Below are 20,522 nucleotides of genomic sequence, written 5' to 3' on the forward strand. Positions count from 1 at the left end.
GAATTGCAAAGATACAAGTTGCCCGCGGTAGTTCCATTCTTGGCGGTTACTGCATGTGCATTTGGATAAAAAAGGAATTTTAGCCGGATATTGCGGCCCGAAACTAGCTGTTCCTTACTTCCCCACCTTTCTCCATATCCGTATGGCTTTGATTGTTCCGGTGTTGGTGCGCGGCATTAACAACCTTTCCGATGCCCGCTACTGCGCCGGCATGGGTGCCGATCGCCTCGCCTTCAACCTCGACCCTGCCACGCCGGGCCACCTCACCCCGGAAGCCGCCCAGGAACTCAGCGGCTGGGTAGCCGGGGTCGATCTGGTGGGCGAATTTGATACGCTCCCTGCCCCCGACATCAACGCCCTGGCCCAGACTTGCGGCTTGAAATACGTGCTGCTGCGCCGTCTGCGCTCGGTTGATGCCATTGCCGAGCTTTCGCGGCCCGTGCTGCTGAATATGCAGTGGATTCCGGATTTTCTGCGCGAAGACGTGGAAGTAGTATTTCGGCAGTACAGCCCGCACGTTGCCGGCTTCCTGATGACCGGCTTGCCCGAACGCCCACTCGACGGCCTGCAACTCACCTATCTCACCGATCTGGCCCGCAAGTTTCCGCTCTGGATTGGCAGCAACCTGCTCCAGAATCCTGTTCGCAACATGATCCATAGCGTTCGGCCGGCCGGGTTGCTCCTGGAAGGCGGCGAAGAGATTAAGCCCGGTCTGCGCGACTTCACCGAGTTGGAGGCCATGTTCGAGCAGCTCGAAGAAGAATAAGCCTAACCACGGCGGTTAAGCCATTACGGCCAGCAAATCGAATATTGGCTCGCCCAGCCGTTGCTCACCTGCAATTTGAATATGACGCTGGGCTTGAGGGCGCGGCAGGCTCTTGGTAAAAAGTCGCCAGGCCACAGCGCCCTCCAAAGTTATTTTCGTAACAACTTCTCCTACAGGCTCTTGCGTCAAAATCCAGCCTGTTGCTTCTTGGTTAAGATACCATGTATCGCCCCCACTTCCGGTTATCGTCACCTGCACCACCTGGCCCGGCTCAGCGGCTATGTGGCGATAGTGGTGCGGCAAAGCCCGCACGCTGGTAGCCAGAAAAGGCTGGTATAGCTCGGCCTGCAGCAACGGCGCTTCCTGCCCCACCGCCTGCCGAATCTGCTGCTGGTGATGCCACTTTTCGGTGTAATCGCGGGCAATGTGAAACCAGTTAGGCGATACCGTATCGCCGGCCCAGCCAACTGCGAACGTAGCGGGCGCTAGCGGGTCTAGCTGGCTCAAGAACGTATGGCAGGTTGGTCCTGACAGTTCCAGCAACCACGTAATCACTTGTGGGCTAAGCCGTTGCCCTACCATTACCCACTCGGCATTCAAGCGGTTGAGGTAGGCGACAATCTCCGCGTAGGAATCGCCGCTGGGCCCCGGACTGCCGTAGTGTCCATCGCGCAGCATCGACAGCGTGCGCAGGTTAACGTCGAGCAGGTGCAGGGCCACATCCCGCACTCGCCATTTGGGCGCCACCGTGGGCCGCTCCCAATCGGCGGGAGTCAGTGAACGCAGCAACTCGCCCAAATGCTGATCGAGCACCGGAAACAGATGGATCGTATGCAGGGGCGCTAACGCAGTCATCTTAGAGGTTGAAAAATGACCGAAAGATAAGTTGCTAACTCAGAGTGAATTGCACATACTTAATCGGAATGCCTTCCCCGCGAAACCTACGCTCGTAGTGCGTCTGAATGTCTTCTGCGTGTGGCAGCAGTTCCGGAGTAGCGTAAAGATCCTTGGTGTGCGCTAACACATTGGCTCCTAACCGATTATTCACCACTTCTAGTGTGTAGTCGAACAAGGGCTCGTCGTCGGTTTTCAGATGCACCAGCCCACCGGGGCGCAGCACCTGTTGGTACAGGTCAAGAAAGCGCGGCGAGGTCAGGCGGCGCTTGGCGTCGCCGAGGCGCGGGCGCGGATCGGGAAACGTAATCCAGATTTCACTTAGCTCGCCGGCCCCAAAATGATCGAGCAAGGCCTGGCCGCGCGTGCGCAGGAAGCCTACGTTTTGCAGCCCTAGCGCTTCCGCCCGGTTGCTGCCCTTCCAGATGCGGTCGCCTTTGATGTCCAACCCCAGAAAGCTACGCTCCGGGTAACGCGCCGCCAGCCCCACGGTGTACTCGCCTTTGCCGCAACCCATTTCGAGCGTAATCGGGTTTGAGGTGTGAAAAAAGTCTTCCTGCCAGCGTCCGCGCAGGTTTTCGTAAGTGTCTTTTCCGGGCTCGACAATGTCCGCGCGCTCGGCGTTATGCGCAAAGCGCTTCAATTTTACTCGACTCATGCTGGGTTTTACTCGGAATACAACTCTTCTACTTCAGCCACCACAAACGTACTGCCGCCAATGAACACGACGTCTTCGGCCGTAGCCGCGGCTCGCGCGGCCCTTACGGCTGCCATCACGGGTCCGTAGGCTGTGCCGTGCAACCCCACGGCTGCCGCCCGTTGGGCGAGTTCCGTGGCTGGCAGCGCCCGCGGGATGTTGGCCTGACAAAAGTAATACATGGCCTCGGTGGGCAACAGCGTCAGCATTTTGGTCACGTCTTTGTCGTTGACCACGCCCAGCACGATGTGCAGCTGCTGCTTGGGTATGCGGCTCAATTGGGCCATCACCAGGCGCAGACCCGCTTCGTTGTGACCCGTATCGCAAATTACCAAGGGGCGTTGCCCCAGCACCGTCCAGCGCCCGCGGAAACCTGTAAGCTTGCGTGTGTGCCGGAAGCCTTCCCGCACCGCCGTTTCCGGTATGCTAAAGCCTTGCTGACGCAACTCGTCCAGCACGGCCAACACGCCCGGCACGTTCAGCAGTTGATACTCTCCAATCAGCGACAATTCCAGCTTTTCCAGATACTCCGCGCCACTGCGGCTGATGTTGAGAAGCTGGCTTGTGCTCTCCGGGCGCGTAGGTACGGCCAGTTCAACCTGGTACTGTTGGTCCGCAAACGTGAGGGGAGCCGCTGCTTCGCGGGCAACTTTCTCAAACACAGAAAGCACCTCTGGCTGGCTCTGGCTAACTATTGCAGGCACGCCGGGCTTGATAATTCCAGCCTTTTCGGCAGCAATCTCGGGCAGCGTATTGCCCAGCAGTGCCTGATGGTCGAAGCTGATGTTGGTGATCAGCGAAACCAGCGGCGTGATGATGTTTGTCGAATCTAATCGGCCGCCCAAGCCGACTTCTACGATAGCAATATCTACCTGACTGTCAGCAAAGTAGCAATATGCCAACGCCACACACATTTCGAAAAAGGAAGGCTCAATTTCGTCAAACAGTGGCCGCCATTTGGCTACCCAGTTCACCAGGTAGTCGGCGGGCAGTTCCTGCCCGTTCAACCGAATTCGCTCCGTGAATTCCCGCAAATGCGGCGACGTGTACAGCCCAACCCGATACCCAGCGGCTTGCAGCACTGCCGCCAATAAGTTGGAACTGCTACCTTTGCCGTTGGTGCCCGCCACGTGCACGGCCCGAAAACGCCGCTCCGGATGGCCCATCGCGGCGACCAACGCTTCGGTATTGCCCAGCCCTTTTTTGAAGCCTGCCGCCCCTACTTTCTGGAACATCGGCAGTTGCTCGTAGAGGTATGTGAGCGTTTCGTTGTAAGTCATTTTTATAAGTATTTGATTGTCAATTATTTACACAAAAGCAACTAATTGACTGTTCCTGCCCTTAAGAAGTGGCTACAAAACAAAGCCGCCGGCCGGAGAAAACCGACCGACGGCCCATAGAAATCGAACCTGAAACTACTAGCGGGTTTCGAATTTGAAGGTGATGTACCCCGTGGCCCCCGTATTGCCAGACTGCGTACGCTTGAACGAAGCCGTGCGGTTTATCTCGTCGATGCATGCCTGCACTTGCGCTGGTGAGACGTTACCGCCTACTTTTTGCACGCTTTCTACTTCGCCGTCTTCGTTGATTTTGACCCGGAAGCGTACGTAGCCGTTCTCGTTGCCGATCATGGGTGGGCGCGGGCGCGTATCGAAGGCCCACCCGCTCATTTCCAGGCCGCCCGAACCGGGGCTGCTGCCGCTGCCGCCGCTGCCAGGTTGGCCGTAAAGTGCTTTGGCATCTAGCGAGCCATTGGGGTTGCCTTGATCCCCGACGGCGCCGGCACGATCGCCGTTGTTGTTGCCGGTAGGCGTGTTGCTGGTGCCGTTAGAGCCATTACCGCCCCCATTGGCGCTGCCTTTGGGCGTGTAAAGCGTCCGGGGGCGCTCTACGGGCTTGGGAGGTGCAGGCGTTTCGGCCACCTCTTCTTTTGGCGGCGAAGGCGTCGTAACGGGTGGCACTTTTACCGGGCTTTCCTCGGCTTCACTGGTCACGATTTTCTCTTGGGAAGGCTGTTCGCGCACGGGCGTCGCTACCGGAGCCGGCCGGGGCTGCGGATCGGGATTTGAGGCTGGCGGGCGGCTGTCTTCGCGGTTTTTGGAAGCATTGGCGGGCGCCATGCTTTGGATGTCGCCCGAACCGGCTTCGTCCACGCCGTAGTTGAGTTCTACGCCGTCGCCGCCGAAAGTCAGGGGCGGATCGGGACCCTTGAAAACCGTAAAGAAAAAGATGGCCGCCAGCAGCGCATGAATCGCTACCGTTCCGATAATGGCCTCGCGGCGGCTTTCTTCGCGAAATTCAACTGCCATAAGTGAGCAACTGTAGAAACGCACGACGGCGCGGGAAAAACCGCGCCGCGAACGGATGAGTATTGAAATACAACGGAAACCCGCGCTTGCTTGTTCCGCGGGCAGTTTAGCCTTTACCCGCCGCCTGCTGCGATTGGGTTGCCATGACCATCTTGATTTTCAAGCGATTACCAATTTCCAGAATATCGACCAGCTTCTGCACATTCAGGCCGGCATCCACTCGCAGCACGACGGTAGGCGCTTCGAGGCCTGCCACGCGCTGACCCAAGGCCTGCTCCAACCCATCGGGTGCAACCGGCTGGCGATCAATGAAATACTTGCCCGCGGCGTCGACCGATACGTTGATGGTTTGCTTCATCACCGCCTTTCCCGACCGTGCGTTGGGCAGCATGAGCTTAATAACGTTGGGGTTGACCATCGTGCTCACAATCAGGAAGAACAACATCAGAAAGAACATGATGTCGTTCATGGAGCTCGTCTCGACGTGGGACGAAAGCTTGCGGCGGCGGCTGAGGTTCATGAGACTGACCGCTAATTAGTTATCCTGCAAAATATCCATGAACTCCACGGCTGAGTTTTCCATGCGTAGCACGATGTTCTCGACCATGATGCTGAGCCAGTGGTAACCGATGTGGGCCACGATACCCACAATCAGACCGGCCGCTGAAGTCACCATTTTGGTGTACAGACCGCCCGAAATCTGAGCGATGCCGAAGTCGCCGGTAGTGGAAATCGAGTAGAAGATTTTGATAACGCCGATAATGGTGCCCACGAAGCCCAGCATTGGGGCGATGCCGGCAATGATGCCCAGCACGCCAATGCCTTTTTCGAGGCGGGCAATCTCGATTTTACCCACGTTTTCTACGCTGGCCTCAATCTCTTGCAGTGGCAGACCAATGCGGCGAATGCCTTTTTCGACCATGCGGGCCAGCGGCGACGGGTTTTGTGCACACAGCATTTTGGCACCTTGTAAGTCGCCTTTCACCATCAGTCCTTTGATGCCCGACATGAACGAGTCGGGGTTGCCGGCGGCACGGCGAATGGTGAAATAGCGCTCCAGAATGATGTAAACCGAAACTGCGAAAAGCAGGAAGATGGGGAGCATAATCCAGCCCCCTTTCAGAATCAGATCAATGAGTGAGAGATCGGTGGTAGCAGCGGTGGGCAGACCTACCGCGGCAGCGGCAGTATCGGCGGGGGCAGTGGTGGCGGCAGTGGTAATCTGCAGCAGAAATGAGGTCATGCTAGTAATTGAGAACCCAGAGATCTTTTCCTAAGTGCGGACGCAGCTTATTGACTTGGTTGTAGGCAGTAGTTCGGTCCGGGAAATCGACGGCCGAAAGACGATATTGACGGCTGCCCGGTCCCGGCAGAATCACGCGCGCATCCCGATGCCCATGGTCTACCAACGCTTTCCGACCTACCAACGCATGCTTTAGCGAGGTATAAACGCCGGCGATAACGTAGTAACGTCCCGTTCGCGCTTTAATTGTTGGTTCTGCAGCAAGAGCAGCAGGTGCTACGGTCGGCTTGGCTAGTGCGGCGGCTGGGGCTACGGCTTTAGGTGCCGCAGCGGTTTTGGCTACCGACGCAGTCCCCTTAGCGGGTGCAGCTGGCTTTACAGGGCGGGCAGCAACAGTCGGTGTTTTAGCAACTTTTACTTCCGGCGCTACGGGGGCAGCTTCTTTGCTATCTGCGGCCCCGTCCGGGACGAACTCTTCGCTCCAACCGTTGTTGGCCAGCGTCGCTTGCTGACGGGCTACTTTCTCGGCAGGCGTTGCAACAGACTGAGCATGTGGCTGTAGAACACTGAGCTTCCAGTCGTTGGGCAAATAATCTGTTTGCCAGGCAAACATGTAGTTGGCCGTCAGTACTAATCCCGCAATGACAATGCCGGCGGCAATTTTGAAAGCGCGCATAGTGCGGCGCGAACGAGCCGCGGCCATCATCGGTGTGGCCGGCTTGCGGTCGCGGGCCAGCAGGGCATCGGTAGCGCGCACTGGCCGCGATACCAGTTCAGGCAACCCGTAGCTAGCTGGCAACAGATTTTGGGTGCCCGTATACTCAAACTCCAAACCACGGCCTACCGCCCGGCGGAAAACGCCGATGCCGGGCAATTCGGTGCGCTGGGTTGCCGTCAACTCCGCTTGCAAAGCGGCCACGGCATCGCGGATGAGCTGCCGGGCCTGCGCTGCTGGCACGTTCAGAGCCCGCACCATAGCATCGACCAGCAGGCCGTCGTTGCGCGTGAGCGACTGGTTGAAGGCCACGCGCTTAGCCGGCGGCGCCAGCGTATGCCGGACCGGGTGTACCTGCGCTGGGGCGTAATCGGCAATCAGGCCGCCGAAATCGGGAATGATGACGCAGTCGTGGTCCCGAAGCAGGGTTCGGATGTGGTCGGAGAGCTGCAAAGGCGTCAAAGGTTATGGTTTGCTTTGTTTTATAACCATCTGATTAGCAGAACAATACAAAAGACCTTTCAGCCAGCCAACTCCTTCTTTGCCAATCGAAAGAAAGGAGAATGGGCGGCCAAAAGGTCCTGCATGTGCACTACGAGGACAGCGGTTGTTGCATCAACGCAAACGGGTTCTAGAAATCGTACGTTACGCCCGCCAGCAGATTGATTCCTTTCACCGGATAGTTGAGGAAGCGCTCGTACTTGCGGCCCAGCAAATTGTTGCCTAAAGCAAATATTGACAGATTTTCCGAGAAACGATAATCTCCGCGCAGGTTTAGGTCGACAACAGAGTCGGTGGCGCGGGGCAGTTTGCGGTAGCCAACCAGCGTATCCTGGCGTTTGTAGGTTGAACCGTAGCTGGAACTGTAGGTGTATAACTCCGCGCCCAACAGCAACTTGCTGTACATGTTATACGTGGCGAACAATCCGGTTTGGAACGCCGGCCGGTGGTATGCCTTTTCGAGCGTGTGTACTTTGTAACCGTTGTAGTCGGCCTTGAAGCCGAGGCGAAATTGTTCGGTGGCGTTGTAGAGCGCCTCGCCGTGCACGTTCAGCAACTGCGTGGCTTTCTTGTCATACACCAAGTCGAACCGGGTCGAATCGCCGCGGAAGATGCCGTTGGTAATCGCGCCGGGCACGACTGCGCCGCCGTTGTTGTAGAAGTACAGATTGCGATCGTTGGATACCGTCACCTTCGCGTTGAGTTCCAGGGCCCGCACCGGCGTAGCGTTGAAACCAAAATAAAGCGTTGGCCCGCGGTGCGTGTCTGCCACCCGCTGGTTGGATCCGAGCCACGGCATTTCGGTCGTCAGGTCGTACATCGTAACCCGCTGAATAGCACCGCCCAAGCCGGCAAATACCAAGAATTTATCCTCTGTGACGGTGTAGCCCAGTCGAATTGCGGGATAGACGTTGAACTGGCTGACATCATTGATGGTATCGCCCGAATAGCCCAAGGTCGCTCCGACCGATACGGCTAACCGGTTCAGCGTCAGCTCGTAAGACGGCGTAATCTGCACAAAGGGCCGGCTGGTGGTCGCCGAGTCCTTGTAAGAAATGAATGACACATCGCCGTTTACAACCACGTGGCCCTTCTCGCTCATGTTGTAGGTAGAGCGCAACGAGGCGTTGAAGTTGTTTTCGCGGGCCTGAAACCGGTCTTTCCAGAAATTGAAGCCGACGCCAAAGTCGTATTGCAAAGCCGCGTCTTTGTCGCGGTTGCGGGCGTAAACCTTCACGGCGGCCCGCTGGAACACCTGCTTGATGCTGTCGGCTTCGGGCGGCAGACGCGGCACGTTGCGGTTGTAACCGTAGAAATTGTACCGTTCCCTGCCCAAGTCGAGCTTGGCACCCAAGGTCATTGGGCCGCTGTAGGTTTCGCCGTTGAGGCCGAGGCTGGTCTGGCTGCTGCCGGAATTGGCCTTGTCAACAGAACCGCGCGTGGAGGACAAGTGACTGAAATCCAGGCCATAGGAAGCGGCATCGCTGCGCGTGTTATGCAAATATGCCTTCCCATACAGTGTGCCGTAGTTACCCACGGCACCTTTCACATAGTTGCCGGTCAGCGGCGAGAGTTCTTCCTGCTTAATCGTGAGCACGCGCACCGACGGGTTGAGGCGGTCGGCGGGCAGGCGAAAATCCGGAAACGTATAGCCAACGTTCTGCTTCTGCTTGGTCGGCGGCTCGATCTTGATCTTCTCGTAGTTGCGCGTGGCTTCGGGCAACTGATTGACCCGCTCCTTTACAATTTCGATTTCGGCATCTTCAATCTTACCGCCAGTTTTGGCCGGTGTCCGTTGGGCCCACGCAGATGCATGCGGCGCAACGGCGGCTAGTAGAGCGGCAAAAGCCAACGTTTGGGGGGAGCGAAACGTCATGTGAACTAGGTTAAGTTATTTGCAAGCACCACTTTATATGCATGCAAATAACTATTTGATAATCAGATATTTACAAACTATGGCTCTACCGTCGTACTAGTAGAGTCAGCGGGCTGCGCGGGTGTGGGCACAAGGGAGTTGCGGCCCGGCGCTTTCTTGCTGGTCGGAGCCGTAGTGGTACCCGGCTTCGAGGTAGTGGGCGTCTTGCCCGGCGCTGCTTTGCTAGGAGCCGCTGGCGCTGGCGTGGCGTCGGCGGGCAAAGCCGACAGGCGTTGCTTCGCTCCTTCGATGATTTCCGCCAGCGGGAATTTGTTGTCGATGATGGAGTTGAGCGTGGCCCGCGCCTGGAAGGTTTCGCCCTGCGCCGCGTAGATGTCGGCAATCAGCAAAAAGCCGCGGCCCTGCCAGAGCTCGTAGTTTGACGCGTTGGTTTTGTAGGCCGCATCCAAAGCTTCAGGGTATTTCTTTTGCTGATACAGCACGTCGGCGATCAGGTACTGCGCCTCCGCGCCGCTTTCGTCGGCAGCAGCGGCGGCGGTTGTCAGCTCGGGGATAGCCTGGTCGAGGTTGCCGGCTTTGTAGCTGGCTTTGCCCAGGTACAGCAACGCAGCGTTGCTGGCCGTTGGCGAAGCATTACCCTGCGCCCGCAGTTCCTCGGCCACACGGCGCGTGCCGACAAAGTCGCCGCTTTCATAGTAGCTCTTCATCAGCCCCAGGCCAGCATTGGCCACCTCGCGCTTGTTTTGCGAAACTTCCCGCAGGCGCGTGTAATACTTGGCAGCCTCCGCGTAGTTTTTGTTTTCAAACTCCAGATCGGCTACCCGACCCACGGCGCGGTTGACGAACTCGCTTTTGCCCTCTTCTACCACGGCCCGCAGACGCGGCAACGCTTCCGTTTTGTTGTTGAGCTTCAGATACGAATCAGCCAGGAAATAGCGACCATCTGCGGCCAGCGCATTGCCGGGGTATTGCTTCAGGTACGACTCCAGTCGCGGAATGGCCTGCTGGTATTTTTCGGCCAGATACAGCGATTTAGCCGCCTCAAACTCTACGCTTTCGGTAGCGTTGCTGCTGGGATTCTGCTGCTTGTACTGCGCCAGATATTGGTCAAATTCCTCGGTGCGGCCCAGCGCCGTCAGGCTTTCCTGAAGGCTGTAAAGCGCCGTATTGGCCGATTTGGTTTGCGGATACTGCGTCAGTACCTGCCGGTAATCGGCCACGGCTTTTTCGTGCTGGTTGAGGTTGGCATAGGCCACGCCCCGCTTCTGCAACGCCTGCGGAATCAGGGGGCTGTTCGGCCGGTTCTGAATCAGGCGGGTGAAGCCATCGACGGCAGGTTGGAAATTCCCGCTTTCAAAATCCAGCTGCGCTTGCTGGTAGACGGCATCGTCGGCGTAGCGCGAGTTGGGGTTAGTTTTCAGCAGCGTGCTCAGGTTGCGCGAAGCTTCGTCGCGCCGGCCCATTAGGCCCAGCGTCAGGCTTTTCTGATAGTAGGCGTAATCCTTGTCCTGCGCGTTGGCTTGAATGGCTTTGTCGTACAGATCCAGCGCCTGCTGGTAGTTTTTGGCCACGTAGTAGGTGTCGGCCAAGCGCAAGGTCACGTCGTAGTAGTTCGGATCGGTGGGCTTGGCCTGCGGATCGCTCAAATAAGCCTGAAACTGCGGCCGGGCGCGGTCATACTGCTTGGTGTTGTAATAGGCATACCCAAGGCCGTAGCGCGCGCGCTGGTCGAAATCCGCTTCGGCTGCCGAGCCCGAACGCGCCGTGCGGGCCGCGGCCGTATAGCTCTGAATGGCTTCGGGGTATTTCTGCCCAATGCTATATATCTCACCCTTAAGCACTTGCGCAGCAGCGCGCAACGCATCGTCCTGCGGATATTTCAACGATTTGTCAAGTAAGGGCAGGGCATCGTTGAAGCGCCCGTTGTTGTAAAGCGTGGCCGCCTGTAGGTACGACACCCGCTGGTAAGTGGCGTTGAGCTTGGAGCTGCGCTCGTCGAGGTTATCCAAGTAATTGAGTGCCTGGGCGTAATCCGACGAGTTCAGGAAGCTTTCGCTCAGAATATCATCCACCACGGCCTGGTTTTTCGAGCGTGGGAAGCGCTTGCTGAAGTCCTTCAGCGAAGCCACTACTTCGGGCGCGTTGCCTAGCTCGTAGTTTACCTGCGCATACTTCACCGTGGCGTTTTCGGTAATGTTCTTGTCGTAATTGGCTTTGCGCGCCGCATCGAAAGAGTTGAGTGCCAATTGCTTCTGGTTCGACTGCAAGTAGCTCAGGCCCAAATGGTAGGCAGCATTCTGCCCCAGCGAGTCGCGGCGGGCGGCTACGCCTTTCAGGCTGCCGATGGCCCCCTTGAAGTCGCCCATTTTGTAGTTGGCGTACCCAATTTTGTACTGGACTTCGGGGTCAATCTTCTTGCGGCCGGCCGCGTACCGATCAAAGTATTCGGCGGCTTTTTTGAAATCTTGCTTCTGGTAGTACGCATCGCCCACGAGCAACTGAATCTCGTCGGCGCTCTGGGGCGGTGGCGTTTGGGCCAACGCTTTCGTACCGTAGCCGATGAGGCCGTCGAAGTCGCCCTCTTTGTAATAAATCTGGCTCATCACGGCCGGCACTACCGGGCGGTAGGCGTCGTTTTGCTCGGCTACGGCTAAGTCGCGCCGGGCGCCGGCATAGTCACCGGCGCGGTACGCGAGGTAGCCTGCGTAGTAGCTGCTGGCGAAGCGGTACTCGGTGCTGCCTTGCTTGGTGCGGTCGAATAGCAGCTTGGCTTTGTCGAATTCCTTCTGAGCGAAGTAGCTGTAAGCCAGCTTAAACTCCGATTCGGCCCGCTGCTCGCCGGTCAGGTTGTCGGCCCCTACGCGTTGCAGGTAATCAACGGCCCGCACATAGTCCTTCTTGTCGAAGTAAAACTTCCCGAGCTGAAAAAAGGCTTCGGGTGCCTTGGGATGCGCCGGGTGGTTGGCGGCAAAGGCCAGAATGCGATCCTCGGCGTCGGGGTGAAACAAGTAAAGGCCCGATACGGCGTAGTAATATTCCGCGTCGGTGGTATGGCTGGCGGGCAATTCGCCGCTGCGGCGCTGGGTGAGGTCGAGGTAGCGTTGGAACGACTGCTGGGCGGCGCCGTACTTGCCGCGGTCAAAAAGCTCAAGGCCTTCCTGAAAAAACCGTTGGTCGTTGGCAAATACCTGCGTTTGTTGCGCTTGGGCGGCCAGCGGCGCCGCGGCACTGAGCGTGGCGGCCAGCGCCATGCGGGGAATAAACTTCATTGCGGGGCGTTACGAGGTAAGGGAGCCGAAGGCCCGGGAATTGGCCAAAAGTAACGAAAAGTTCGGCGCAGCTTGCGCTGAAATCTGCTTTCCTTACCGGCTAAACGCCTTTTCAAGAAGATTTGGTATAGAAAGAGGGCTCACAACAGAGCGATTTCCGTCTGATTTAGCTTGCTGGTACTTAATTCAGGAATTGGCATTGTCACCGAAACCACGCTTTCTGCTCTAGCTATCAGCATTTTGTACTGAATGACTATTCTAGCCTCTCGCCGTTGCTACAGCCGCACCCCTTGCTCCACGTAAGGCGCGATCCGGGCCCCCAACGAGTGCGATCCGGTCGCAGTTTTCACTTCGTGCGCCGTTTCCGGCAGGCATTTGACCAGTTGGGCAAAGGCTGGGTAGGTCAGCTGACGGCACGCCATGCTCCAGTGCGGAAACTCCCGGCGCGGGCGGGTACCACGAACTACCAGCGTTACGTGGTGGTGGCGCGTATCGCGCTTAATAGACGCATACAACGACTCTACTTCCTCCTGCGCGCCCTCCAGGACCTGCGCAAAGTAGCCCTCTCCGTAGAACAGGATGCCGGTGATGTGGCGTTGGCTGTTGTGCGCCCGGGCCTGGGCTGCAAGGGCATGCAATTCAGGATTGGTGAAGGGTGCAAAAGCCACGCTGACGTAGATGAGTTGATAAAACATGGCCTTTCCAAGCACAACAGGTAGTGGATTCCAAAACAAGCTGGGCCGTGCTTGGCGTAAGAGAAGATACAACTTCTGGCGCACTTACGACGGCTATGCACCGACGCGCCGGCCTTGTGGCACACGCTAAATCGCACGTACCGTTCAGCTGCTCGGAACACAGAAATAAACTCTATCGGCGAAATATCTCAAATTACACCTGTCTGTATAATTACATAAGTATTTGATTATAAATTACTTATGTAATTATAAATCATCAGCTTTAATGCGGGCATCAAAGCTGAATTCTTCCTGCGCCAAGATGCGTATCCGCTTAAAATCGGGGTGGCGGGTGTTCAGGATAAAATTCGATTCTTGGGGCACAATCGACGACGGCACCCGCAGCACGGCCGACGAGCGGTGCTCGTACCACGCGTCACCCAGCGGCTGGCACACGGCATAGCGGCTGGCTTTCTCCCAGCCTGCCGGCAACTGATCCGGGGTTATTTCTTCGATGGCGACGTCGTCGGGCACGTCGATAACCAGCACCCGAAACTGGCCGTTCAGACCTTCGCCGCTTCGGTGCACTACGTTTTCCAGGCAGGCCAGCGCCCGCGAGGCCGCAGCATAGATCACAAACTTGTCTTGCGTGTTCCAGCGCGCCCGCCGCCCCGATGCAAACAGATCGTCGGCATACTTGGCCAGGCAGATGCGGTAAATTTGCATGCGCTACGCCAGGTCGCCGTACGCGATGCGCGTTAGCTCTTCCTCCACCAGATCGATGCCGCCGCTGGTTTCGAGCAGCCGCAGGGGCACTTCGTTGTCGAGGCCATACGCCGGCTTGCCCAGCCACCGCAAAAACGCCGCGGCATCGCCAAATACCTCGGTACCAAGCGTATAGAGCGAAATTATTTTCAACGTTTTCTCGCTGCTGGAGGCGTTCAGGTTCTTTTTTTCCTGCGAATACGTGCGCAGCGTTTTGGTCGAAAGCTCATAAATCGCCTCCAATTCGCTGGCCTGTAGCTGAAACGCCTCCGCGACTTCAAACGCCGTAGCGGCCGGAATGCCTTTGCGCGCCGCCATTACCAAAGCAAACGAATCCTGCCCGGCCTGGCTCCAGGCCTCCCATTTCTTCCGCATCGCGGTGGGCAAGGCAGAAGGGCTTTTGGCTTTTACTGCGGCAACGGCCATACAACTTGAATTTTGCGAGATGAAACCTACGGAAATTTTTCCAGGTAACGCAGAAAAATTTCCGTAGGTTCCATTTTATTCCCGCCTCCTACGCCAGCACGCTCAGCGGCACTGGGTGCAAAATCAGAAAAACCAACTCCCGCAGGATTTCTCCTTCCGTCATCGAGCCCGATTCAATGCCTTTGCTCTGTAAATCGGCTCGCCGGATCAGGTGAATGATATCGCGGGTGCGGGGAAAATTATACACGCGCAGCGCCTGCTGGTATTCCTTTTGAGCAAAGCTGTTGTTGATGCCCAGCTTCTTAAAATCGGCGTCCGAAGGATTGGGCGCCTGGTGCAACACCAGCAGCTTGGTAAAAAAGCCAAAGAGCAGCGTCAGGTTCGGGATGAGCGGATTGGCCTTGGGGTTGGCTTCGAAGTACTGCAAAATACGGTTGGCCTTCAGCACATCGCGCTGTACCAGCGCCTTTTGCAGCTCGAAGATGTTGTACTCCTTGCTGATGCCCACCATCTTCTGCACCAAGTCCTCGTCGATGGGCTGGCCAGGCGCTACGTTGAGCAGCAGCTTATCGACCTCGTTGGTCAGCCGGCTCAAATCGGCACCGATGTACTCCGAAAGCATGGCCGTCGCCTGCCCCGTAATCTGCTGCTGCTTCGAGCGCACGTAGGCCGTCAGCCAGCCCGGCACCTGGTTGTCGTAGAGCTTTTTGCTGGTGAGCAGCGCGGCCTTCTCCCCCATTAGTTTGCCCAGCTTTTTGCGCGCGTCCAGCGTTTTGTGTTTGTAGCAAAACACCAGCACGGTGCTCTGAAGCGGGTTTTTTAGGTAAGCTTCCAGAAAAGGAAAAGCTTTCTCGCTTTCCAGATCGGCGATGGCCTGCGCCTCTTTCACGATCACAACGGAGCGTTCGGCCATCATCGGGAAGCGGCGGGCCTGCCCCAGCACGGTGGCCGCATCGGTGTCCTTGCCGTAGAGCACCACTTGGTTGAAGCCGCGCTCGTGCTCCGGCATTACATTTTGCTCTAAGATGTTGGCAATCAGATCGATATAATACGGCTCTTCGCCCTGCAAAAAGTAAATAGGCTGAAATTGCCGTTGGCGCAATTGCTGCAGAATCTCGTCGGGACTGTACTGGGGCACTGCTTGCTGAATTTAGGAAGTAGAAAGGCTGCGGGCGGGGTTGCACAGACTAAGCAGCCGTAGCACAAAGGTACCGCATCCGCCGCTTACCTTTGTGCTGTGCAAAGCGCCTCCATTGCTTTGCGCATTCAGGATTTAAAATTCATAATTCAGAATTCCCTTGGCTTTACTCGACGAACTCCGCTGGCGCGGAATGCTGCACGATGCCATGCCCGGCACGGCCGAGCATCTGGCTGCTAATCAACCCATTACCGGCTACATCGGCTTCGACCCCACCGCAGCTTCCCTGCATATTGGCAATCTGGCCACGATCATGCTGCTGGTGCATCTGCAACGGGCCGGCCACCGGCCGGTGGCGCTCGTGGGTGGCGCGACGGGCATGATCGGCGACCCGTCGGGCAAATCGTCGGAGCGCAACTTGCTGGACGAAGAAACGTTGCGCCGCAACCAAGACGGCATTCGGCAGCAATTGGAGAAGTTTCTGGACTTCACGCCCGGCCCGACGGCGGCCGTGGTCGTGAACAATTACGACTGGTTTAAGGAGTTCGGCTTTCTGCAATTCCTGCGCGATGTAGGCAAGCACCTGACTGTCAATTATATGATGGCCAAGGACTCGGTAAAACGCCGCCTAGGCACTGCCGATAACGACGGCAGCGACGCGCCTGAGCAACGCGCGGAAGGGCTGTCGTTTACCGAATTCAGCTATCAGCTGCTGCAAGGCTACGATTTTCTGCACCTATACAAAACGCTCAACTGCACGCTGCAAATGGGCGGCTCCGATCAGTGGGGCAACATCACCACCGGCACCGAGCTGATCCGCCGGCTGGCGGGCAGCGAGGCCAAGGCCTACGCGCTCACATGCCCGCTGGTCACGAAGGCCGACGGCTCGAAATTCGGGAAATCGGAAAGCGGCAACGTGTGGCTCTCACCGGAGTTAACTTCGCCTTATCAGTTCTACCAATTCTGGCTGAATGCCACCGACGCCGATGCCCCGCGCCTGATTCGGGTGTTTACGCTGCTTTCGGAAGACGAAATTACGGCCCTCGAAACCGAGCACGCCCAGGCTCCGCACCTGCGCACCTTGCAAAAGGCGCTGGCCAAGGACGTAACCACGCGCGTACACTCGGCCGCCGAGTACGAAGCTGCGGTGGCGGCCTCCGAGATTCTGTTCGGCAAAGGCGATCTGGCCACGCTGCAAAGCCTAGACGAGAAAACGCTGCTTTCCGTTTTTGAAGGCGTACCGCAATTGCAGGTAACCCGCGCCCAAGCAGCCTCGCTGACCGCCGCCGACCTACTAAGCGAAGTGACTGATTATCAAATATTTAGCTCCAAGGGCGAAGCAAAGAAGATGATTCAGGGCGGCGGGGTAAGCCTCAACCGCCAGAAAGTATCCGGCGCCGACCAGCAAGTTGGGGAATTGCCGCTCGTGCTGGATAAGTACTTGGTAGCGCAAAAAGGCAAGAAGAATTACTACCTCATTGCCCTAACCTAAGGCGTTAGCCGTCGGTAAATGCAACTAAAAAGGGAGCCCGCAAGCGGGCTCCCTTTTCGTTTGTAATACAAAATGCAGCGTTGAGGCTGCATCTGATTACTTTTTCTTGGCTGTGCCAGTAGCTTTCTTGGCACCGCCAGCAGCAGCACCGGCCGCTTTCTTGGCACCACCAGCAGCACCGGCCGCTTTCTTGGTACCGCTAGCAGCCGCAGGAGCAGCACCACCAGCCGTATTTTTCATGTCCTGCACTTCCGTACGGATTTGCTGGGCCATGTTTTTCAACTCCTGCATGCCTTTGCGCACGCGAGTGCCGGCGGCCGAGTTGTTCTTGTCGTAGAACTTTTCGAAGTCACCTTCCAGCGACATTACGAGGTCCTTCAATTTGCCAAAATTACTCATTTTAGAGGGGTTTGTTTGGTGTGGAACAATGTGTTTGACCGGCTCTAATATACAGGGATTTCAAATACAAGCAATAGTTCAACTTTTTTTTCAAAAGCCCTTTCTGCGCTATTACGGGCAGTTTTTTGGCTAATTATTGCCTTCGTCTCTAGTTGCACCAGCCCACCTCATATAGCTAAAGTACAAAAACAAAACGCCGAAAGCATCTTTTGCTTCCGGCGTCTGGTAAGAGAAGATCCGTAATAGGCGGCGTTTAGGCCGGAACCTGCGTTTTTGAGTACAAGCCCTTGTCCAGCTTTTCAGCTACGGTCTCGAAAGCCACAATGGTTTCGCGTACGTCCTCGAGCGTGTGCGACGCCGTCGGGATCAAACGCAGCATAATCACGCCCTTTGGCACGACCGGATAAACCACGATTGAGCAGAAAATACCGTGATTCTCGCGCAAATCGAAGGTTATTTGGGTAGCATCGGGGATTTCGCCGTTGAGGAAAACCGGTGTCACAGGCGACTCGGTTGTCCCGATATTGAAGCCTTTTTCGCGCAGGCCACTTTGCAGGGCGCGCACCACCGTCCAGAGGTTTTCTTTCAATTCCGGCTTGGTACGCAGGAGCTCCAAACGCTTCAAAGCACCCACTACAAGCGGCATAGGCAGCGATTTTGCGAAAATTTGGCTACGCATATTGTAACGCAAATATTCAATTACGCTCTCGGGTCCGCCGACGAAGGCGCCGATGCTTGCCATCGACTTAGCAAACGTCGAAAAATATAGGTCAATGCCGTCCTGAACGCCTTGTTCTTCGCCTGTTCCGGCGCCTGTAGCACCCATTGTACCGAAGCCGTGGGCATCGTCAACGAACAAGCGGAACTCGTATTTTTCCTTCAGCGCGATCACGCCTTTCAGGTTGCCCATGTTGCCCGACATGCCAAACACTCCCTCCGTAATCACGAGGATACCGCCACCGGTTTCGTCGGTCATGCGCTTGGCGCGCTGCAGCTGCTTTTCGAGGCTCTCCATGTCGTTGTGCGGATACACAAAGCGCTTGCCCTGGTGCAACCGTACGCCGTCGATGATGCAGGCATGCGACTCGGCGTCGTACACGATCACGTCATGGCGATTCACGAGCGCATCGATGATGGATACCACGCCCTGGTAACCGAAGTTGAGCAGCAGCACATCCGGCTTCTTGATGAAATCGGCCAGCTCGGCTTCCAGTTGTTCGTGCAGGTTCGAGTTACCCGACATGATCCGGGCGCCCATCGGCATGGCCATGCCCCATTCGGCCGCCGCTTCGGCATCGGCCTTGCGCACTTCGGGGTGGTTGGCCAGCCCCAAATAGTTGTTCAGGCTCCAGGTGAGTACCTCTTTGCCACGGAAAATCATGCGGGGCTTAATCTCGCCTTCCAGCTTAGGGAAAGTAAAGTAGCCGTGTGCGTAGTGCGAGTGGCTGCCCAGCGGGCCGCGGTTAGAGGCAATCTTCTCGAAAAGATCCACGGGGGAATGATTTAAGTGTTGAAGAAACAGGCGGTTATGCAGCTGGCACACCCTACCTATGATGCTAAAGTTACAGGAAACCGCAAAAGTACGCCCTCATGGCTTGGCTTCCAACTTATTCGGCTTGCCGTATAAAACATCCGCAGTGCTTTTGGGAGCCGTTAGAATGGCGTTTCTTTGGGTAAATATCCGGGGTCGATCGGCAAAAAAAATTCCCTGCAAACCACCGACTGGCGCCCGCCAACCCACCACCCATGAAGAAAATCCGGAAATTGCTGGTCGCCAACCGCGGCGAAATTGCGTTGCGCGTGCTGCGTTCGGCCCACGAGATGGGCCTTGAAACCGTCGCGATCTTCAGCGAAGCCGACCGCAATGCCTTGCACGTGCGCTACGCCGACGAAGCCGTCTGCGTCGGCGGACCCCAATCGAGCGAAAGTTACCTGCGCGGCGACGTGATCCTGGACGTGTGCCGCCGCCTTGGCGTCGATGCCATTCATCCTGGCTACGGCTTCCTGTCCGAAAATGCCGGCTTTGCGCGCATGGTAAAAGAGGCCGGTTTGATCTTCGTCGGCCCGTCGCCCGAAGCTATGGAGCTGATGGGCTCGAAGCTGGCGGCCAAAGCAGCCGTGGCCAACTACAATATTCCGCTGGTGCCCGGCACCGAAGAAGCCATCACCGATGTGGCAGCGGCCAAGCGCATTGCGGGCGAGGTCGGTTTTCCCATCCTGATTAAAGCTTCCGCGGGCGGCGGCGGCAAAGGCATGCGGATCGTCAACCGCCAAGAGGAATTTGAAGAGCAAATGCAACTAGCTGTATCAGAAGCAGTTAGTGCATTCGGCGATGGATCCGTATTTATAGAGAAATACATCGGCTCGCCGCGCCACATCGAGATTCAGGTGTTGGGCGACGAGCACGGCAATATCGTGCACTTATTTGAGCGCGAGTGCTCGATTCAGCGTCGCCACCAGAAGGTAATCGAAGAAGCTCCGTCGTCGGTGCTCACGCCGGAGTTGCGCGAAGCCATGGGTCGCTGCGCCGTGGACGTGGCCCGCGCTTGCAACTACACCGGAGCCGGCACGGTCGAGTTCCTGCTCGACGAAAACAAGAATTTCTACTTCCTGGAGATGAACACGCGCCTCCAAGTAGAACACCCTGTAACGGAGCAAATTACGGGCCTTGACCTCGTGAAAGAGCAAATCAAGGTGGCACAGGGCGAGCCCCTTTCCTTTGCGCAGGAGGATTTGGCTATCAACGGCCATGCCCTAGAATTGCGGGTGTACGCCGAAGACCCGCAGAACAACTTCCTGCCCGACATCGGTACGCTCACGACTTACGTGCGACCGCAAGGCCCCGGCGTGCGCGTCGACGACGGCTTCGAGCAAGGCATGGACATTCCAATCTATTACGACCCAATGATTGCCAAGCTCGTCACCTTCGGAAAAGACCGCACGGAGGCCATCGAGCGCATGCTCCGCGCCATCGACGAGTACCAGATCACCGGCATCGAAACCACGCTGCCCTTCGGCCGCTACGTGCTCCAGCACCCGGCCTTCGTAAGCGGCAACTTCGACACCAATTTCATCCGCGACCACTTCACCCCCGCCGACCTCGCTCCTGCGCCCCTGGACGAAGCCACCAGCAAACTAGTTGCAGTGCTCGGCGCCATGCTGCTGGAAACGAAAAAGCTCCCGGTAGCGTCCGCTACAACTGAATCGGTTGCGCCGGAATCAAAGTGGCGACGCAACCGATTGGGAACGAGATAAAGACCCTTTAATGAAAAAAGCCCGGCCTTAAGGCCGGGCTTTTTGCTTGTGGCACCTGCTCGTTCATCAACTAGTAATTGTGCATGGCTCATCCAACGAATGG

At 57.0% G+C, this 20,522-nt stretch carries 17 protein-coding genes and 1 pseudogene; 3 read left to right on the plus strand and 15 right to left on the minus strand.

Annotation, left to right across the window (positions count from 1 at the left end; genetic code table 11):
• Positions 1-142 precede the first annotated feature (142 nt).
• Entirely contained in the window at positions 143-766 is a 624-nt protein-coding gene (locus tag H9I52_RS09825; protein ID WP_139517245.1) for a hypothetical protein, read from the plus strand.
• A 15-nt stretch (positions 767-781) separates the two neighbouring features.
• On the opposite strand, the gene H9I52_RS09830 is transcribed toward H9I52_RS09825, so the two are convergent.
• The 13 genes from H9I52_RS09830 to holA form a co-directional block, all read right to left on the minus strand.
• Complete coding sequence (locus H9I52_RS09830; RefSeq protein WP_187453715.1) at positions 782-1,621, minus strand: maleylpyruvate isomerase N-terminal domain-containing protein; 840 nt, start codon at positions 1,619-1,621, stop codon at positions 782-784.
• A gap of 34 nt (positions 1,622-1,655) precedes the next feature.
• Complete coding sequence (gene trmB, locus H9I52_RS09835; RefSeq protein WP_139517247.1) at positions 1,656-2,318, minus strand: tRNA (guanosine(46)-N7)-methyltransferase TrmB; 663 nt, start codon at positions 2,316-2,318, stop codon at positions 1,656-1,658.
• 8 nt (positions 2,319-2,326) lie between these two features.
• Positions 2,327-3,637, minus strand: coding sequence for a bifunctional folylpolyglutamate synthase/dihydrofolate synthase (locus H9I52_RS09840; protein ID WP_187453716.1), 1,311 nt, complete (start codon positions 3,635-3,637; stop codon positions 2,327-2,329).
• Positions 3,638-3,775: 138 nt separating this feature from the next.
• A complete protein-coding gene (locus tag H9I52_RS09845) occupies positions 3,776-4,666 on the minus strand; it encodes a hypothetical protein (RefSeq protein WP_139517249.1) in 891 nt (296 codons plus the stop codon).
• Positions 4,667-4,772: 106 nt separating this feature from the next.
• Positions 4,773-5,186: an ExbD/TolR family protein gene (locus H9I52_RS09850; RefSeq protein ID WP_139517250.1), complete on the minus strand. Its 414-nt coding sequence runs from the start codon at positions 5,184-5,186 to the stop codon at positions 4,773-4,775.
• Positions 5,187-5,201: 15 nt separating this feature from the next.
• Entirely contained in the window at positions 5,202-5,909 is a 708-nt protein-coding gene (locus tag H9I52_RS09855) for a MotA/TolQ/ExbB proton channel family protein (RefSeq protein ID WP_139517251.1), read from the minus strand.
• 1 nt (position 5,910) lies between these two features.
• The gene (locus tag H9I52_RS09860) at positions 5,911-7,086 is read right to left on the minus strand and encodes a hypothetical protein (protein WP_139517252.1); all 1,176 of its coding nucleotides are present in this window, start codon (positions 7,084-7,086) and stop codon (positions 5,911-5,913) included.
• A gap of 169 nt (positions 7,087-7,255) precedes the next feature.
• On the minus strand, positions 7,256-9,001 hold the full coding sequence (locus tag H9I52_RS09865; protein WP_187453717.1) for a hypothetical protein: 1,746 nt from the start codon (positions 8,999-9,001) through the stop codon (positions 7,256-7,258).
• 77 nt (positions 9,002-9,078) lie between these two features.
• Positions 9,079-12,270, minus strand: coding sequence for a tetratricopeptide repeat protein (locus H9I52_RS09870; protein ID WP_187453718.1), 3,192 nt, complete (start codon positions 12,268-12,270; stop codon positions 9,079-9,081).
• Between the two features lie 275 nt (positions 12,271-12,545).
• Positions 12,546-12,965, minus strand: a complete 420-nt coding sequence (locus H9I52_RS09875; protein ID WP_187453719.1) for a BLUF domain-containing protein — start codon at positions 12,963-12,965, stop codon at positions 12,546-12,548.
• A gap of 246 nt (positions 12,966-13,211) precedes the next feature.
• Positions 13,212-13,670 carry an RES family NAD+ phosphorylase gene (locus H9I52_RS09880; RefSeq protein WP_187453720.1) on the minus strand — a complete coding sequence of 153 codons (459 nt, stop codon included), beginning with the start codon at positions 13,668-13,670 and terminating at the stop codon, positions 13,212-13,214.
• Positions 13,671-13,673: 3 nt separating this feature from the next.
• Positions 13,674-14,135 carry an MbcA/ParS/Xre antitoxin family protein gene (locus H9I52_RS09885; protein ID WP_262385996.1) on the minus strand — a complete coding sequence of 154 codons (462 nt, stop codon included), beginning with the start codon at positions 14,133-14,135 and terminating at the stop codon, positions 13,674-13,676.
• 88 nt (positions 14,136-14,223) lie between these two features.
• Positions 14,224-15,273, minus strand: a complete 1,050-nt coding sequence (holA, locus tag H9I52_RS09890; protein ID WP_187453721.1) for a DNA polymerase III subunit delta — start codon at positions 15,271-15,273, stop codon at positions 14,224-14,226.
• Between the two features lie 193 nt (positions 15,274-15,466).
• Here holA and tyrS point away from each other — a divergent pair, with 193 nt between their 5' ends.
• On the plus strand, positions 15,467-16,765 hold the full coding sequence (gene tyrS / locus H9I52_RS09895; protein WP_222940482.1) for a tyrosine--tRNA ligase: 1,299 nt from the start codon (positions 15,467-15,469) through the stop codon (positions 16,763-16,765).
• 228 nt (positions 16,766-16,993) lie between these two features.
• Here the strand turns inward: tyrS and H9I52_RS23235 are convergent.
• A pseudogene (locus tag H9I52_RS23235) lies at positions 16,994-17,164 on the minus strand (histone H1); the annotation flags it as partial.
• 253 nt (positions 17,165-17,417) lie between these two features.
• A complete protein-coding gene (locus H9I52_RS09905; protein ID WP_139517261.1) occupies positions 17,418-18,656 on the minus strand; it encodes an aminotransferase class I/II-fold pyridoxal phosphate-dependent enzyme in 1,239 nt (412 codons plus the stop codon).
• A 254-nt stretch (positions 18,657-18,910) separates the two neighbouring features.
• Between H9I52_RS09905 and accC the strand changes: the two genes are divergently transcribed.
• Positions 18,911-20,419 carry an acetyl-CoA carboxylase biotin carboxylase subunit gene (gene accC, locus H9I52_RS09910; protein ID WP_187453723.1) on the plus strand — a complete coding sequence of 503 codons (1,509 nt, stop codon included), beginning with the start codon at positions 18,911-18,913 and terminating at the stop codon, positions 20,417-20,419.
• The last annotated feature ends 103 nt before the right edge of the window (positions 20,420-20,522 follow it).

This window comes from Hymenobacter sp. BT491, assembly GCF_014349165.1.
Taxonomy (GTDB): domain Bacteria; phylum Bacteroidota; class Bacteroidia; order Cytophagales; family Hymenobacteraceae; genus Hymenobacter; species Hymenobacter jejuensis.

What these genes read in the sequence shown, in the direction of transcription:
- H9I52_RS09845 (WP_139517249.1), bottom strand. Translation starts at nt 4,666, where the DNA reads ATGGCAGTTGAATTTCGCGAAGAAAGCCGCCGCGAGGCCATTATCGGA.
- accC (WP_187453723.1), top strand. Translation starts at nt 18,911, where the DNA reads ATGAAGAAAATCCGGAAATTGCTGGTCGCCAACCGCGGCGAAATTGCG.
- H9I52_RS09885 (WP_262385996.1), bottom strand. Translation starts at nt 14,135, where the DNA reads ATGGCCGTTGCCGCAGTAAAAGCCAAAAGCCCTTCTGCCTTGCCCACC.
- H9I52_RS09855 (WP_139517251.1), bottom strand. Translation starts at nt 5,909, where the DNA reads ATGACCTCATTTCTGCTGCAGATTACCACTGCCGCCACCACTGCCCCC.
- H9I52_RS09870 (WP_187453718.1), bottom strand. Translation starts at nt 12,270, where the DNA reads ATGAAGTTTATTCCCCGCATGGCGCTGGCCGCCACGCTCAGTGCCGCG.
- H9I52_RS09840 (WP_187453716.1), bottom strand. Translation starts at nt 3,637, where the DNA reads ATGACTTACAACGAAACGCTCACATACCTCTACGAGCAACTGCCGATG.
- H9I52_RS09825 (WP_139517245.1), top strand. Translation starts at nt 143, where the DNA reads ATGGCTTTGATTGTTCCGGTGTTGGTGCGCGGCATTAACAACCTTTCC.
- H9I52_RS09865 (WP_187453717.1), bottom strand. Translation starts at nt 9,001, where the DNA reads ATGACGTTTCGCTCCCCCCAAACGTTGGCTTTTGCCGCTCTACTAGCC.
- H9I52_RS09830 (WP_187453715.1), bottom strand. Translation starts at nt 1,621, where the DNA reads ATGACTGCGTTAGCGCCCCTGCATACGATCCATCTGTTTCCGGTGCTC.
- H9I52_RS09880 (WP_187453720.1), bottom strand. Translation starts at nt 13,670, where the DNA reads ATGCAAATTTACCGCATCTGCCTGGCCAAGTATGCCGACGATCTGTTT.
- tyrS (WP_222940482.1), top strand. Translation starts at nt 15,467, where the DNA reads ATGCTGCACGATGCCATGCCCGGCACGGCCGAGCATCTGGCTGCTAAT.
- trmB (WP_139517247.1), bottom strand. Translation starts at nt 2,318, where the DNA reads ATGAGTCGAGTAAAATTGAAGCGCTTTGCGCATAACGCCGAGCGCGCG.
- H9I52_RS09850 (WP_139517250.1), bottom strand. Translation starts at nt 5,186, where the DNA reads ATGAACCTCAGCCGCCGCCGCAAGCTTTCGTCCCACGTCGAGACGAGC.
- H9I52_RS09875 (WP_187453719.1), bottom strand. Translation starts at nt 12,965, where the DNA reads ATGTTTTATCAACTCATCTACGTCAGCGTGGCTTTTGCACCCTTCACC.